The following is a 15674-nucleotide window of genomic DNA, read 5'->3' as shown; positions in this document are numbered from 1 at the left end:
CATGCGTCTCGGCGAGATCGAGAAGGCGATGCAGGCCGGCGAGCTGGGCCGGACGCGCCAGTGGGCGATCGAGCAGCAGCTGCGCGTCGGCCGGTTCTTCGACGCGCAGGACTTCGTCGAGGTCGCCCAGGTGCACATCATGGCCGACACCGAGTCGCTCGGCGCGAGCGGCGTCGAGTTCCTCGAGGAAGTCGCGCGCGCACCCGAGGCCGAGCGCCGGGTGCGCGTGCCGACGATCACCGATCCGCGCGGGATCGACTTCGACGCCTATCGGCGGCTGCGGCAGACGGAGTGGATGGCCGATCTCGAGCGGCGCGCGATCGACGCCTTCCGCGCGCTCGGCGTGCTGATGACCGACACCTGCATCAACTACCAGATCGTCATGCCGCCGGTGCTCGGCCAGCATCTCGCCTTCGGCGACACCGGCTCGACGATCTACGCCAACTCGGTGCAGGGCGCGCGGACGAACTTCGAGGGCGGGCCCTCGGCGCTCGCCGCCGCGCTCACGGGCCGTACGCCGCGCTACGGCTACCACCTGCCCGAGCGGCGGCGGGCGACGCACGCCTTCCGCATCGAGGTCCAGCCGCACAACTGGGCCGATTGGGGCGCGCTCGGCGGGCTGATCGGCAGGAAGCTGCAGAGCTACTGGTCGGTGCCGCTGATCGAAGGCTTCGAAGCGCGGCCGACCTCGGACCAGCTCAAGCATTTCGGCGCCGCGCTCGCGAGCTACGGCACCGTCGCGCTGTTCCACATGCCGGGGATCACGCCGGAGGCGCCGACGCGCGCCGCCGTCGTCGACGGTGCCGGGCCGTCGCCGGTGCGGGTCGCCGCCGACGACCTCGCGGCGTTCTACAAGGGTTTCGACGCGCCGGGCGACAAGCTCGACGTCGTCGTGTTCTCGGCACCGCAGCTGTCGCTGTTCGAGCTCGAGACGCTGGCGGCACTGCTCGACGGCAAGCGCGTGCATCCCGCGACGACGATGCTGGCGATCACCGCGCCCGAGATCCGCGCCTCGGCCGTCCGCCACGGGCTCGTGCAGCGGATCGAGGCGAGCGGGGCGATCGTGCTCGGCGGCGTGTGCTTCTACCAGATGCACGCGCGCGAGATCGGCGAGGCCAACGGCTGGACGCGGCTGATGAGCAACTCGGCCAAGCTCGTGAACATCATCGGTGGCTACGGCTACAAGCCGACACTTGCGACGATGGAGCGCTGCATCGAGTCCGCCGTGGCGGGCAGGGTGCTGTGAAGGAGCGTGCTTTGAGCGGTGACAGGATCCTTCGCGCCCATCCCGGGATCGGGCCGCGCGTCACCGCCGCCGCGCTCGTCGCGTCGGACTATTTCAGCGCCCGCTACGACCTCGACCGCATCAACGGCGTGTTCTCGCGGCCCGCCCACAGGCTGTACGGGCAGGGCTATGTCGGCCGCGTGCTCGTGTTGCTCGGCGCCAAGGGCGGCGTCGCGACCGCCTGGATGCTGCGCGAGATGGCCGCCCGGCGCATGGCCCCGGCGGCCCTGCTGCTCAATACCTCGAACCCGATCATGGCGCAGGGGGCGGCCTTCGCGGACCTCGCGTTCATGGACCGCTTCGACATCGACGTCACGGCGGCGATCCCGAACGGGGCGCGCGTCACCGTCGACCCGGCGGCCGGCACCGTCACGATCCACGCCGGCTGAGGCCGCCCGGGAGAGTCCTTGTCGATCGACTTCGTCCTGCTCCTGCTCGGAAGCTTCGCCGGCGGTTTCGCCTCGGGCCTGTCGGGCTTCGCCTTCGCGCTGATCGCCTCGGCCACGTTCCTCCACGTGCTGCCTCCGACGGACTCCACTACGCTCGTCCTGCTCGGCTCGATCGTCGCCCAGTTCTTCACCATCTGGCGCCTGCGCCATGCGATGGACGCGCGCCGACTTGCGCCTTTCCTGATCGGCGGCATCGTCGGGGTGCCGTTCGGCACCTGGGCGCTCCAGCACGTCTCGGTCGGCCGCTTCCGCGACGCCATCGGCAGCTTCCTCATCGCCTACTCGTCCTACAGCCTGTGGCGCGGCGTGCCGCGCGTGCTCGCCTGGGGCGGCCGGGCCGCGGACGGGGCCGTCGGCGTCGCGGGCGGGTTCCTCGGCGGCCTCGCCGGACTTTCGGGCTCGCTGCCGACGATCTGGTGCGGCTTCCGCGGCTGGCCGCGCGACGAGCAGCGTGCGGTCTACCAGCCCTTCGTCGTGCTGGTGCAGCTGCTGGGCTTCGCGGCGCTGGCACTGGCCGGCGGCGTCACGGTCGCGACGCTGTGGCTCTTCCTGCAGCTTCTGCCCGCGATGCTGCTCGGGGTGTGGACGGGCATGACGCTGTACCAGCGCATCGACGAGCAGGGGTTCCGGCGCGTGGTCCTGCTGCTGCTGATGGCTTCCGGACTGATGCTGGTGCTGTGGTAGGCTGACTCGAAAACGATCGCCCTAGGGAGGAATGCATGAGGACCACACGTCGCGCCGTGCTCGCGGGCATGGCGGCAGCCCCGTCGCTGGGCGTCTGGTCGGCGCGCGCGCAGGAGGCCAAGGAGCTGCGCATCGCCAAGCAGTTCGGCATCTCCTACCTGCCGCTGACGATCCTCGAGATCCGCGGCCTGATCGAGAAGCATGCCGCCGCCGCCGGCCTTGCCGACCTCAAGGTCTCCTGGTCGCAGCTCTCCGCGGGGGCGCCGATGAACGACGCGCTCGTCGCCGGCTCGCTCGACGTCGCGGGTGGCGGCGTCGGGCCGCTGGTGACGATCTGGGCGCGGACCAAGGCCAATCTCGGCGTGCGCGGCATCGCCTCGCTCAATTCGATGCCGCTCTACCTCAACACCATCAACCCGGCGGTGAAGTCGCTGAAGGACTTCGGCGACAAGGATCGCATCGCGATGCCGGCGGTGAAGGTCTCGATCCAGGCAGTCACGCTGCAGATGGCGGCCGAGCGCGAACTCGGCAAGTTCGACGCGCTCGACCGGCTCACCGTGTCGATGTCGCATCCCGACGGCCACGCGGCGATGATGTCGGGCCGCAGCGAGATCAACGCGCACTTCACCTCGGCACCCTTCATGTACCAGCAGCTCGAGGATCCGCGCGTCCGCCGCGTGCTGTCGTCGTACGAAGTGCTCGGCGGACCGGCGACGTTCAACACGGTGTGGTGCACGGCCAAGTGGCGCGAGGCCAATCCGCGCGCCTATCGTGCCCTGCTCGCGGCCCTCGCCGAGGCGATGGCGATGATCAAGGCCGATCCGGCAGGCATGGCGGCGCTGTGGATCGAGGCGGAGAAGTCGAAGCTCGCCCCGGCCTTCATCGAGAAGATGATCCGGGACCCCGAGAACGTCTTCACGACCGTGCCGCAGAACGTCATGAGATATGCCGAGTTCATGCACAAGGTCGGCTCGATCCGCGAGAAGCCGGCGTCGTGGCAGGACATGTTCTTCCCCGACGTGCACGGCGTCGCCGGCAGTTGAGCGCCGCATGGACCGTGACCCCGCATCGGGCAAGCGCCTCGAGGTCGACGGGGTGACGCTGCAGTACAAGACGCGCGATCACCTCGTCACCGCAACCTACCGCGTCAGCTTCGACGTCTATGCCGCCGACCGCTTCGTCCTCCTCGGCCCCTCGGGCTGCGGCAAGTCCACGCTGCTCAAGGGCATCGCCGGATTCATGCACCCGGTCGAGGGCGAGATCCGACTCAACGGCCGCCGGGTCGACCGGCCCGGGCCCGACCGCATGATGGTGTTCCAGGAGTTCGACCAGCTCCTGCCGTGGAAGACCGTCCGGCAGAACGTGATGTTCGCGATGCTGCGCAGCGGGCGCTTCAGCCGCGCCGAGGCGCGCGAGCGCGCCGACCGGTTCATCGCCAAGGTCAAGCTGTCGAAGTTCGCGGATGTCCATCCCCACATGCTGTCCGGCGGCATGAAGCAGCGCGTCGCGATCGCGCGCGCGCTGGCGCTCGAGCCCGACGTGCTGCTGATGGACGAGCCGTTCGCCGCGCTCGACGCGCTCACGCGGCGCGAGATGCAGGAGGAGCTGCTGCAACTCTGGGACGAGGCGCGCTTCACGGTCATCTTCGTGACCCACTCGATCGAGGAGGCGATCCTCGTCGGGTCGCGCATCCTGGTCCTGAGCCCGCATCCGGGGCGCGTGAAGGCGGAGCTCAATGCGCACGAGTTCGGGCTCGGCACGCAGGGGTCGCCCGAATTCCAGGCGCTCGACCGCACGATCCACGACATGCTCTTCGCGGAGCGCGCGGCGCCGGCGGCGGCCCATGGCTGAGGCCGCGATGCAGAAGGCCGCCCCGCCGGTGCGGCCGGAATTCGTCCATCGCGAGGTCACGGGCGGGGATCTCGGCGTCGCCGAGCGGCCGCTGTCGCTGACCGACCGGCTGCGGAACAACGAGATCGCCCGCAAGGCCTTCATCCTCGCGGTGCTGGCGCTCGCGTGGGAGGGCTACGCGCGCTGGGTGGGCAACGACCTGCTGTTTCCCACGCTGAGCGACACGCTGGTGGCGTTCTGGGACGCGACGACGCGCGGCGCACTGCTCGATCGCATCGCGACCTCGCTCAAGATCCTGTCGATGGGATACGGAGCCGGGATCGCGCTCGCCGCGGTGTTCACGACCCTCGCCGTCTCGACGCGCATCGGCACCGACCTGTTGTCGACGCTCACGGCGATGTTCAACCCGTTGCCGGCCATCGCGCTGCTGCCCCTCGCGCTGCTTTGGTTCGGCCTCGGCATCCCGAGCTTCGTGTTCGTGATCGTGCATTCCGTTCTGTGGGCCGTGGCGCTCAACACCCACACCGGGTTTCTCGCGGTGCCCGAGACCCTCCGCATGGCCGGTCGAAATGTCGGGCTGAGCGGCCTCGGCTACGTGACACGGATCCTGATCCCCGCGGCGTTCCCGTCGATCCTGGCGGGGCTGAAGATCGGCTGGGCCTTCGCCTGGCGCACGCTGATCGCCGCCGAGCTCGTCTTCGGGACGTCGTCGCGCTCGGGCGGGCTCGGCTGGTACATCTTCGAGAACAAGAACCAGATGGAGACGACCAACGTCTTCGCCGGGCTGCTCGCGGTGATCCTGATCGGGCTGTTCGTCGAGAGCGTGATCTTCCGCTGGATCGAGCGGCACACCGTACGCAAATGGGGCATGCAGCGATGACCCTCCACGTCGACATCGACGCGGTCGAGGAGGCCGCCAAGCTCCTCTACATCCGCGCCCTGAAGATCCTGCCCGACGACGTCAAGCAGGGCTTCCGGCGACTGGATGCGGCCGAGACCGACGCCACGGCGCGCTCGGTGCTGGCGACGATGATCGAGAACATCGCGGTCGCCGAGCGGACCGAGAACCTCCTGTGCCAGGACACCGGCATCCCGATCTACAACGTCGTCATCGGCCGAAACGTCGCGGTCGACGGCTGGGCGCTCAAGCAGGCGATCGCGCGCGGCACGGCCCGCGCGACGCGCGAGCACCCGCTGCGCTCCTCGGTCGTGCATCCGATCACGCGGCGCAACGAGCACAGCTCGTCGGGCCGCCATGTGCCGGTCGTCAACATCGACTTCGACGAGGGGCCCGAGCGGTTGTCCATCGAGATGATCCCCAAGGGCTCGGGCTCCGAGAACGGCTCGTTCCTGCGCATGTTGATCCCGGCGGACGGCGTCGACGGCATCAAGGCCTTCGTCGTCGACCGCGTCATCGAGGCCGGCGGCAAGGTCTGCCCGCCGACCATCGTCGGCGTCGGGGTCGGCGGCACGTCGGATCTCTGCATGCACCTGGCCAAGGTCGCGGCGACGCGTCCGCTGGGCAGCCGCTGCGGCGACCCGGAGGGTGCGGCGCTCGAGGCGGAGCTTTCGGCGGCGGTCAACATGCTCGGGATCGGGCCGCAGGGCCTCGGCGGCGATTCGACCGCCTTCGCGGTACATGTCGAGACCGCGGCGACGCACATCACGATGAATCCGGTCGCCGTGAACATCCAGTGCCACTCGGCGCGCCGCGCCACCGCGGTGTTCACGCCGGCGGGAATCGAGATCGGATTCTGAGGAGCGGCCCATGACGCTTCGACCCGTCCTCCTCCTCGTCGCGATCCTGCTGTCGGCGCTGGCCGACCGGGCCGCCGCCGTCTGCCTGCGCAACGTGGCAGGGGTGCCGGGGGCCGAGCGCCTGGCGAGCCTGGCGCCGGTGGCGCTCGAGCGCGGCGAGGTCCAGGTCACCTATGTCGGCCACTCGACGTTCCTGATCGAGTCCGCCGAGGGGGTGCGCGTCGCCACCGACTACAACGACTATGTCCGCGCCCGGGTCACGCCGCACATCGTGACCATGAACATCGCGCACTCGACGCATTACAGCCGGAGCATCGAGCCGGGTGTGGTGCACGTGCTCGAGGGCTGGGGCTCGCCGCAGAAGCCTGCCGAGCACGACCTCGTCTACGGCGACGTCCAGGTCCGCAACGTGCCCACGAACATCCGCGAAGGAATGGGCACCGCCTACAACGGCAACTCCATCTTCGTGTTCGAGACCGCCGGGCTGTGCATCGCCCATCTCGGCCATCTCCACCACCGGCTCACGCCCGAGCACCTCAAGCAGCTCGGCCATATCGACATCATGTTCGTCCCGGTCGACGGCACCTGGACGCTCGGCGCGCAGGAGATGGTCGAGGTCATCGAGCAGGTCGGGCCGCAGGTGATCGTCCCGATGCACTATTTCGGCGAGATGACGCTCTTGGGATTTACCGAGCGGGTCGTGAGCCACCCGCGGCTCGGCTATCAGGTGCGCCTCAACGAGGGGCCATCGACCGTCTTCTCGCGCGGCACGCTGCCCGCGGCGCGCGAGATCCTGATCCTGCGACCGCAGCGAGGCTGATCCCGGATCATGACCGAGCATCGATTCACCATGCCGATCGACGAGGCGCAGGCGCGCAGCCTGCGCGTCGGCGATCACGTGACGCTCGACGGCACGCTGTTCGGGATCCGCGACGCGACGCTGATCCACATGTTCGACCGCGGCCGCCGGACGCGTTTCGATCTGCGCGGCCATGCCGTCATCCACACCGCGCCCAACGTGCGCAAGGTGCCCGCCGGCTCGAACGAGCATCCCGCCGGCTACGCGCCCGTCTGCATCGGCACCACGACCTCGTCGCGCATGGAGCGCTTCACCGAACCGCTCATGCGGCGCGAGGGGGTCCGCATCGTCATCGGCAAGGGCGGGATGGGACCCGCCACGTCCGCGGCCTTCGCGGCGATGGGCGGCGCCTATCTCGCGATCATCGGCGGCACGGCCGCGCTCGAGACGACGTGGATCGAGCAGATCGAGGACGTCGATCTCGACGACCTCAATCCGGAGTCCCTGTGGAAGTTCCGCGTTCGCGGCTTCGGCCCGCTGCTGGTGGCGATGGACAGCCATGGGGGCTCGCTCTACACGGCGGTCGAGGCCACGGCGCAGGCGCGCCGCGCCGCGGCGCTCGCCCGGCTCGGCGTCGGCGCATGAGGCGGATCGACACCGACATCCTGATCCTCGGTTCCGGCGGCGCCGGGCTGTTCGCCGCGCTGCACGCGCTGGCAGTCGACCCCGGGCTCGACGTCACGATCGCGGTCAAGGGCCTGCTCGGCAAGTGCGGCTGCACGCGCATGGTCCAGGGCGGCTACAACGTCGCGCTGGCGCCGGGCGACTCCGTCGAACGTCATTTCATGGACACGATCGAGGGCGGCCAGTGGCTCAACGACCAGGAGCTCGCCTGGATCCTGGTCACCGAGGCGCAGCGGCGCATCCGCGAGCTCGAGCTCGACTACGGCTGCTTCTTCGACCGCAATCCCGACGGTACCGTCCACCAGAAGGCGTTCGCCGGCCAGACCTTCGACCGCACGGTGCACAAGGGCGACCTGACCGGGATCGAGATCGTCAACCGTCTCGCCGAACAGGTCTGGGCGAAAGGCGTGAAGCGGCTCGAGGAGCATCGCGCGCTCGAACTGATCCCTTCGGCGGACGGTGGCGGCCTCGCCGGCGTGCTGCTCGTCGACATGCGCGACGGCGAGTTCGTGCTGGTGCGCGCGAAGGCGACGCTGCTCGCCACGGGCGGCGGCCCGACGATGTACCGCTACCACACGCCGTCGGGCGACAAGTCGTGCGACGGCATGGCGATGGCGCTGCGCGCCGGCCTCGCGCTGCGCGACATGGAGATGGTTCAATTCCATCCCACCGGCCTGCTGGCGGGGCCGGACACGCGGATGACCGGCACGGTGCTGGAGGAGGGACTGCGCGGGGCGGGCGGCTGGCTGCTCGACGGCAGGGGCGAGCGCTTCATGCAGGCCTACGACCCGCGCGGCGAGCGCGCGACGCGCGACATCGTCAGCCGCGCCATCGACGACGTGATCCGCAGCGGCCGCGGCACGCCGCTCGGCGGCGTGTGGCTGCAGATGAACCATCTCGGCCCCGAGACCGTCCGCCGCCAGTTCAAGGGCATGGTGGAGCGCTGCGCCGATTGCGGCTTCGATCTCGCCGGCGGCCGCGTCGAGGTCGTGCCGACGGCCCACTACATGATGGGCGGCGTCGAGTTCGCGGCGGACTGCCGCACGACGCTGGACGGCCTTTTCGCGGCGGGCGAGGACACCGGCGGCGTGCACGGCGCGAACCGGCTGGGCGGCAACGGGGTCGCGAACTCGACCGTGTTCGGCGGCGTGGCCGGGGCCGCGATGGCGCGATACGTGCGGGCGGGGGCGGGGCTTCGGACGCCGGACGCCACCGCCTTGGACGCGGGCGCCGCGGCGGCGCTGGCGCCCTTCGCGCGGCCGACCGGCGATCTCGAGGCGATCCGCGAGCGCCTGCATGCGGTGATGTGGGACGACGTCGGCATCGTGCGCGATGCCGAGGGCCTCGCGCGCGGCCTCGCCGCGCTCGACGAGCTCGAGGCGGCGCTGGAGGCGATCGGCGTCGGCGGCGATCGGCGCTTCAATCTCACCTGGCACGACTGGCTCAACCTGCGGAACCTCGTGTTCGTGAGCCGCGCGATCGCGCTGGCGGCAATGCGGCGCGACGACAGCCGCGGCGCGCATTTCCGCCGCGACAATCCGCACTCCGGGGCGCACGATGAGTCCGCGTTCACGCGCGTCCGCTTCGAGGGCGACGGCTGGCACGTCGACAGCGCGCCGGTGCGCTTCACGCGGGTGCGGCCCGGCGAGAGCCTGCTGCGCGCGGCCGAGTAGCGGCACCTTCGGCTGGTTCGGCGGGCAGACGACGGCCATGCGCCGCACCGGCCGTCCGTCGAGCGCGATTGCTTTGCCCCGACCGGTCTCGCATCATCGTGGCCCTCGATGCCGCGCCGGGAAGCGCGGCACGAGCGGATCCGCGACGGGGAGGGAATGCGATGTTCAGGACGACGGGGGCGCGCGGTCGTCGCGCGATGCTGCGCGGTGCCGCGGCGGGCGCCGGCTTCGGCGCCGTGGCGCTGCATGCGCCGGCGATCATCGGCCAGACCAAGGGGCCCTATGCGGGCACGACCCTCAACGGGGCCGCGTTCCAGACCACGTTCTTCGAGTACCTGAAGAACTACTTCCCGGAATTCGAGGAGAAGACCGGGATCAAGGTCAATTTCAACATGCAGGCCTTCCCGGTCTACAACCAGCGCACCGATCTCGAGCTTTCGACGCGGGGCAGCGCGCTCGACCTGATCAACGTCACCTTCATCTACTCGGGGCGCTGGATCGGGGCGAACTGGGTGACGAATCTCTCCGAGTTCGTCAACAACCCGAACATGACGCCGCCCGACTGGGACGCCGCGGACTTCGTGGCCGGCGCGCAGTCGGCGATGCAGAACGCCAAGGGCGACACTTTCGGCTTCGCGTGGGAGGCCGGCGCGATGATCCTCAGCGCATCGCGCTACGACCTGATCGAGAAGGCCGGCCTGAAGATGCCGACGACCTTCGACGAGCTGGTGAAGTTGTGCGACGCGATCCATGGCAAGGACGGCGTCGCCGCCTTCACGGCCGACCGTCTGCATCACTGGAACTGGATCCCCTATCTCATGGGCATGGGCGGCCGCGTGTTCAAGGACCCGCCCGAGAACCTCACGCCGCTGCTGGACACGCCGGAGGCGGCGAAGTCGGCGGAGTGGTACGCGAACCTGCTCGTGAAGTACGGCCCCGAGGGCGTGCTGTCGTACTCCGACGACCAGTCGATGCGCTCGCAGATGTCGGGTCGCGCCAACATCCGCACCCAGGCGATCACCTGGCACGTGCCGCTCGCCAAGCACGCGGAGTCCACGGTCAAGAATACGGTGCGCTACGCGCTGATGCCGCCCGGGCCGCAGGGCAACTTTCCCGGCTCGAACAGCCACGGCCTCGGCATCCCCGCCGGCTCGCGCAAGAAGGAGGCGGCGTGGGAGTTCATCAAGTGGGCGATGAGCAAGGAGATGCTCACCCGCATCGTCAAGCAGCACGGCTATCCGAGCGTCTGCCGGCGCTCGGTGATCAACAGCCCCGAGTTCAAGGAGGCGCTGACGCTCAACGGCCAGGACGTCGCGTCGATGTACCTCCAGGTGCTCGAGCTCGGCGGGAAGTCCGGCTACATGAAGTACCGCACCGTTCCGGTGTTCCCGCAGGTCGGCGACAAGATCAACAAGGGCATCGAGCGCATCGCGACCAAGCAGCAGGACGCGCCGGCGGCGATGAAGCAGGCGCAGGCCGAGGCGATCCAGGACCTGCAGCGCGCGGGATACAAGCTCGACCTCTGAGCGTGACGTCCGACGTGACGAAGACGATGGCCGCGGCCGCGGGGCGCTCGCGGCGTCCCGCCGCCCGCGGGGCGGGCCGTCGCCGGGCGGGCGCGGCGCATCGGCCGCGGCGCGCCGTCCCGGAGGCGGCCGTCGTGGTCGCGCGCGGCCCATGACCGCTTTGGACTTCGAGCGCCAGCGGCGGCGCTTCTTCTCGCTCTGCGTCGCGCCGTCGCTGGCGGTGCTCTGCGTCATCACGTTGGCGCCGGCTGTCTACCTGCTGCTCACGAGCCTGACGCCGCTCGACCTGACGCGGCCCGAGACGGCTTGGAACTTCGGCGATCCGCTGCGCAACTTCGTCCTGCTCGCCGAGGACGGCCGCCTGCACAACTCCGTCTGGGTCCAGGCCAAGCTCTCGTTCTGGACCGTCACCTTGCAGATCCTGATCGGCCTCGGATTCGCGCTGCTGCTGAACGCGCGCTCGCGCTTCCTCGAGGCGCTGCGCACCGTGTTCCTGATCCCGATGGTGCTGCCGCCGATCGTGGTGGCGATCATCTGGAAGGTGATCTACACCCCGGACATCTCGCCGATGCACTGGTTCTTCCGCGAGGTCGGCTGGCGCGTTCCGGCGCTGATCACGGATCCGAGCCTGGCCCTGATCGCAATCATCGTGGCGGACACCTGGGAGTGGTTCCCGTTCACGATGCTGATGACCCTGGCGGCGCTGCAGATGCTGCCGCAGGAGCTGGTCGATGCTGCGAAGGTCGACGGCGCCACGCCCTGGCAGTCGACGATCCATGTGACCCTGCCCTTCCTCAGGGGCGTGCTGCTGGTCGCCGGGCTGTTCCGGCTGATCGACAGCCTCAAGGCGTTCCCGCTGATCTTCATCCTGACCGAGGGCGGCCCGGGCAGCGTCACCGAGGTGACGAACTACTATTCGTTCCTGCAGGCCTTCAATTTCTCCTTTCTCGGCTATTCCAGCGCGATCACCGTCGTCCTGCTGGCGGCGACCGTGGCGCTGAGCTGGCTGATCGTGCGGATGGTCGGATGGGGGGCGCGCGTTGACTGACCATGTCGCGAGCCTGCGGCGCGAGCGCCGGCTGCTGAATCTCCTCGTCGTCGTGCTCGCGGTGATGGTGATGGCGCCGTTCCTGTGGCTGCTGCACATGTCGGTGAAGACGAACGCGCAGATATTCCAGTTCCCGCCGCCGCTGTGGTTCACGCCGACCTGGGACAACTATGCCGCGCTGTGGAGCACGGGGTTCCGGCAGTCCTTCGTCAACAGCCTCGTGGTCGGCACCTCCTCGACGGTGGTGTCGATGATCATCGGGGTGCCGGCGGCCTATGCGCTGTCGCGCTGGGTCGGCCGCGGCGGCGGCACGATCAGCCTGTGGATCCTGGCGAGCCGGATGGCGCCGCCGATCGCCTTCACGATCCCGTATTTCCTCGCCTATCGGCATCTCGAGCTGCTCGATACGCTGACCGGACTGGTCGTCATCTACCTCACCTTCAACCTGTCGCTGGTGATCTGGATGATGCGGCCGTTCTTCGACCAGTTGCCGCGCTCGCTGGAGGAGGCGGCCTGGATCGACGGCGCGACGCTGGCGCAGGCCTTCGTCCGCATCATCCTGCCGCTGACCGGGCCGGGACTGGCGGCGACCGCGATCCTCTGCTTCCTGTTCGCCTGGAACGACTTCTTCTTCGCGCTGATCCTGACGCGCACGGAGGCGATGACCGCGCCGGTCGCGGTCGTCAACTTCATGAACTACGAGGGCTGGGAATGGGGCCGGATCGCGGCCGGCGGCACGCTCATCATGCTGCCCGTCCTCGTCTTCTCGCTGGTCGTACGCAAGTATCTCGTGCACGGCCTGACCGGCGGCGCGCTCAAGGGCTGACAACGGAGGGAACGAGCCATGGATCCGACGACCAGGCGGCGCATCGGCCGCACGAAGCTCGAGGTCACCGCCTTCGGTTTCGGTGCGGCGCCGATCGGCGGATTCCGCGCGACGATCCCGGAGGACCAGGCCAGCGCCACGGTGTGGGCCGCGCACAAGGCGGGCACGAATTTCTACGACACCTCGCCGTTCTACGGGTACGGCCGCAGCGAGCTGCGGCTGGGCTCGGTGCTGCGCCAGCTGCCGCGCGACAGCTTCGTGCTCTCGACCAAGATCGGGCGCTGGATGCGGCCGATGAAGCCGGGGGAGGTGATCGCCAACCTGCGCCCGAACGGGCTGCCCTTCGCGCCCACCTTCGACTACTCCTACGACGGCGTGATGCGCTCCCTGGAGCACTCGCTGCTGCGGCTGGGGCTTGCGCGCGTGGACATCCTGTTCATCCACGACGTCGACTTCTGGAGCCTCAACGACCGGGACCTGCTCGAGAAGCACTTCAAGCAGGCGATGGACGGCGGCTATCGCGCACTCGACGAGCTGCGGCGGGCCGGCACGATCTCGGCGATCGGCTGCGGGTTGAACGACGCCGGAATGTGCGCGCGCTTCGCCCGCGCGGGGGACTTCGACTGCATGCTCCTCGCCGGTCGCTACACGTTGCTGGAGCAGGCGGCGCTCGACGAGTTCATGCCGCTGGCCGAGAAGAAGGACATCTCGGTCGTGATCGGCGGGCCCTACAATTCCGGGATCCTCACGGGCAACGTGAAGCCGGGCGCCAAGTACGACTATGCCGACGCCCCGGAGGCGATCCTGGAGCGCGCGCGACGGCTCGAGGCGGTCTGCCGGCGCCACGACGTGCCGCTGGCGGCTGCGGCGATCCAGTTCCCGCTCGCCCATCCGGCCGTCGCCGCGGTGATCCCTGGCGCGCTCAATCCCCAGGAGATCGAGCAGAACGTGGCGCATCTGCGCCGCGCCATCCCGGCGGCGCTGTGGCAGGAGCTGCGCCACGAGAAGCTGATCGACCCGGCCGCGCCGGTGCCGGCCTGAGCAGCGGGGCCGGCGCGCGCGGCCGATCGGCGCAGCAGGGGAAGGATCGGGACAAGCGCGCGGCGCGCGATAGACTGTCGTGTCCCGTCAACACCGAGAGCCCACCGTCATGGTCGACATCGTCATCACCGAGTTCATGGACGAGTCCGCGATCGAGGATCTGCGGCGCGACTTCACCGTCCACTACGACCGCGATCTGGCCAAGCGGCCCGAGGCGATCATGGAGATCGCCGCCGATGCGCCGGCGCTCGTCGTCCGCAACGTGACCCAGGTGCGCGGCGCGCTGCTCGCCGCCCTGCCGAATCTCAAGGTCGTCGGGCGGCTCGGCGTCGGCCTCGACAACATCGACGTCGAGGAGTGCGCACGGCGCGGGATCAAGGTCTTCCCGGCCACCGGTGCAAACACGGTCTCGGTTGCCGAGTACGTCATCGCCGCGATGCTTGTCGCCGCGCGCGACGTCTGGCGGGCCAGCGAGGCGGTCCTGGAGGGAGCCTGGCCGCGCAACGACCTGATGCTCGGCGAGGTCGCCGGCAAGCGGCTCGGCCTGATCGGCTTCGGGGCGATCGCGCGCGCGGTGGCGGACCGGGCGCGCGCGCTCGACGTGGACATCGTCGCGAGCGATCCGGTCGTCGCCGCGGACGATCCGGCCTGGTCGCGCCACGGAGCCGCGCGGGTCGAGCTCGATGCGCTGCTGCGCACCTCGGACTTCGTGTCGATCCACGCGCCGCTCGTGGACTCGACCCGCAACCTGCTCGACGCGGCGCGGCTGGCGGTGATGAAGCCGGGGGCCGTCGTGATCAATACGGCGCGCGGCGGCATCGTCGACGAGGCGGCGCTCGCCGCCGCGCTGAAGGCCGGACGGCTCGGCGGGGCGGTGCTCGACGTGTTCGACAGGGAGCCGCTGGCCGCCGGCTCGCCGCTGGTGGGCGCGCCGCGGCTGCGCGTGACGCCGCATATCGCCGGCGTCACCCGGGAGGCAAATTCCCGCGTCTCGACCGTCACCGCGCACCACGTTCGCAACGCCCTCCGGGGGAACCGATGAGACTGACGCTCGCCGATGCCGAGGCGCTGGCTGCCCGCGCGCTGATCGCCGGGAATACCGGCGCGGACAATGCCCGCGACGTCGCGCGGGCGCTGGTCGCGGCCGAGGCCGACGGCCAGGCCGGCCACGGGCTCAGTCGCGTCGCGGCCTATGCCGACCAGGCCCGCGCCGGCAAGGTCGCCGGCCATGCGGTGCCGAAGCTGAGCGAGCGCGGCCACGCCGCGCTCCTCGTCGACGCCTGCGACGGCTTCGCCTTTCCGGCGATCGCGCAGGGCCTGCCGCGCGCGGGCGGCATGGCGCGCAATTGCGGCGTCGCCGGCATGGCCGTGACGAACTCGCATCATTTCGGGATGGCCGGCTATCACGTCGAGGGGCCCGCGAGCCGCGGCCTGATCGCGCTCGCCTTCGGCAACTCGCCGGCGGCGATCGCGCCCTGGGGCGGCAAGCGCGGGCTTTTTGGCACCAACCCGATCGCCTTCGCCTGCCCGCGCGAGCGCGGGCGGCCGCCTCTCGTCATCGATCTCAGCCTCAGCAAGGTGGCGCGCGGCAGGATCATGGTCGCCGCGCAGAAGGGCGAGGCGATCCCCGAGGGCTGGGCGCTCGATGCCGAGGGCAGGCCGACGACGGACGCCAAGTCGGCGCTCAAGGGCACGATGATCCCGATGGGCGACGCCAAGGGTGCTGCCCTCGTGCTGATGGTCGAGATCCTCGCGGCGGCGCTGACCGGTGCTAATTTCGGCTACGAGGCGAGCTCGTTCTTCGACGACAAGGGCGGGCCGCCGCGCGTCGGCCAGTTCTTCCTGCTCATCGATCCGGGCAAGTTCGCGGGCGATGGCTTCGGCGCGCGTGTCGAGGTCCTCGCGCAGGCGATCCTCACCGAATCCGGGACACGGCTCCCGGGCGAACGGCGCCTCAAGCTGCGCGCCAAGGCGCAGGCCGACGGCATCGAGATCCCCGACGCCCTGCATGCGGATCTCGTGAAGCGCGCCGGATGACGCGCGCGGCCTG

General features: G+C 69.9%; 16 protein-coding genes. All 16 read left to right on the top strand.

Translation table 11 applies throughout. The features are described from left to right. Position 1 precedes the first annotated feature (1 nt). The 16 genes from JNK84_RS22510 (at position 2) to JNK84_RS22435 (ending at position 15661) form a co-directional block, all read left to right on the top strand. Complete coding sequence (locus JNK84_RS22510) at positions 2 to 1246, top strand: aconitase X catalytic domain-containing protein (RefSeq protein ID WP_293428454.1); 1245 nt, start codon at positions 2 to 4, stop codon at positions 1244 to 1246. Between the two features lie 11 nt (positions 1247 to 1257). Next, positions 1258 to 1674, top strand: a complete 417-nt coding sequence (locus JNK84_RS22505; protein ID WP_293428453.1) for an aconitase X swivel domain-containing protein — start codon at positions 1258 to 1260, stop codon at positions 1672 to 1674. Between the two features lie 18 nt (positions 1675 to 1692). Beyond that, a complete protein-coding gene (locus tag JNK84_RS22500; protein ID WP_293428452.1) occupies positions 1693 to 2418 on the top strand; it encodes a sulfite exporter TauE/SafE family protein in 726 nt (241 codons plus the stop codon). Positions 2419 to 2453: 35 nt separating this feature from the next. Next, entirely contained in the window at positions 2454 to 3461 is a 1008-nt protein-coding gene (locus tag JNK84_RS22495; RefSeq protein ID WP_293428451.1) for an ABC transporter substrate-binding protein, read from the top strand. Positions 3462 to 3468: 7 nt separating this feature from the next. Continuing rightward, positions 3469 to 4269: an ABC transporter ATP-binding protein gene (locus JNK84_RS22490; RefSeq protein WP_293428450.1), complete on the top strand. Its 801-nt coding sequence runs from the start codon at positions 3469 to 3471 to the stop codon at positions 4267 to 4269. Between the two features lie 7 nt (positions 4270 to 4276). Next, positions 4277 to 5149: an ABC transporter permease gene (locus JNK84_RS22485; protein ID WP_441343290.1), complete on the top strand. Its 873-nt coding sequence runs from the start codon at positions 4277 to 4279 to the stop codon at positions 5147 to 5149. Further along, on the top strand, positions 5146 to 6027 hold the full coding sequence (locus JNK84_RS22480) for a fumarate hydratase (RefSeq protein WP_293428448.1): 882 nt from the start codon (positions 5146 to 5148) through the stop codon (positions 6025 to 6027). Before JNK84_RS22485 ends, JNK84_RS22480 begins: the two co-directional genes overlap by 4 nt. A 10-nt stretch (positions 6028 to 6037) precedes the next feature. Beyond that, positions 6038 to 6847, top strand: a complete 810-nt coding sequence (locus JNK84_RS22475) for an MBL fold metallo-hydrolase (protein ID WP_293428447.1) — start codon at positions 6038 to 6040, stop codon at positions 6845 to 6847. A 9-nt stretch (positions 6848 to 6856) separates the two neighbouring features. Continuing rightward, positions 6857 to 7471, top strand: a complete 615-nt coding sequence (locus tag JNK84_RS22470; protein WP_293428446.1) for a fumarate hydratase C-terminal domain-containing protein — start codon at positions 6857 to 6859, stop codon at positions 7469 to 7471. After that, positions 7468 to 9183: an L-aspartate oxidase gene (locus tag JNK84_RS22465; protein ID WP_293428445.1), complete on the top strand. Its 1716-nt coding sequence runs from the start codon at positions 7468 to 7470 to the stop codon at positions 9181 to 9183. The genes JNK84_RS22470 and JNK84_RS22465 overlap by 4 nt, the downstream gene beginning before the upstream one ends. A 161-nt stretch (positions 9184 to 9344) precedes the next feature. Beyond that, a complete protein-coding gene (locus JNK84_RS22460) occupies positions 9345 to 10709 on the top strand; it encodes an ABC transporter substrate-binding protein (RefSeq protein WP_293428444.1) in 1365 nt (454 codons plus the stop codon). 151 nt (positions 10710 to 10860) lie between these two features. Beyond that, complete coding sequence (locus JNK84_RS22455) at positions 10861 to 11757, top strand: carbohydrate ABC transporter permease (protein WP_293428443.1); 897 nt, start codon at positions 10861 to 10863, stop codon at positions 11755 to 11757. Beyond that, positions 11750 to 12583: a carbohydrate ABC transporter permease gene (locus JNK84_RS22450; protein ID WP_293428442.1), complete on the top strand. Its 834-nt coding sequence runs from the start codon at positions 11750 to 11752 to the stop codon at positions 12581 to 12583. The genes JNK84_RS22455 and JNK84_RS22450 overlap by 8 nt, the downstream gene beginning before the upstream one ends. Positions 12584 to 12601: 18 nt before the next feature. After that, positions 12602 to 13624, top strand: coding sequence for an aldo/keto reductase (locus tag JNK84_RS22445; protein ID WP_293428441.1), 1023 nt, complete (start codon positions 12602 to 12604; stop codon positions 13622 to 13624). A 109-nt stretch (positions 13625 to 13733) separates the two neighbouring features. Further along, entirely contained in the window at positions 13734 to 14666 is a 933-nt protein-coding gene (locus JNK84_RS22440; protein WP_293428440.1) for a hydroxyacid dehydrogenase, read from the top strand. Continuing rightward, positions 14663 to 15661 carry an Ldh family oxidoreductase gene (locus tag JNK84_RS22435; protein ID WP_293428439.1) on the top strand — a complete coding sequence of 333 codons (999 nt, stop codon included), beginning with the start codon at positions 14663 to 14665 and terminating at the stop codon, positions 15659 to 15661. The genes JNK84_RS22440 and JNK84_RS22435 overlap by 4 nt, the downstream gene beginning before the upstream one ends. The last annotated feature ends 13 nt before the right edge of the window (positions 15662 to 15674 follow it).

The sequence above is a fragment of the Phreatobacter sp. genome (genome assembly GCF_016793595.1).
In the GTDB taxonomy this organism is placed as follows: domain Bacteria; phylum Pseudomonadota; class Alphaproteobacteria; order Rhizobiales; family Phreatobacteraceae; genus Phreatobacter.
Note: the sequence above shows the minus strand (reverse complement) of the source record. Positions and strands in the feature narration are given on the sequence as shown.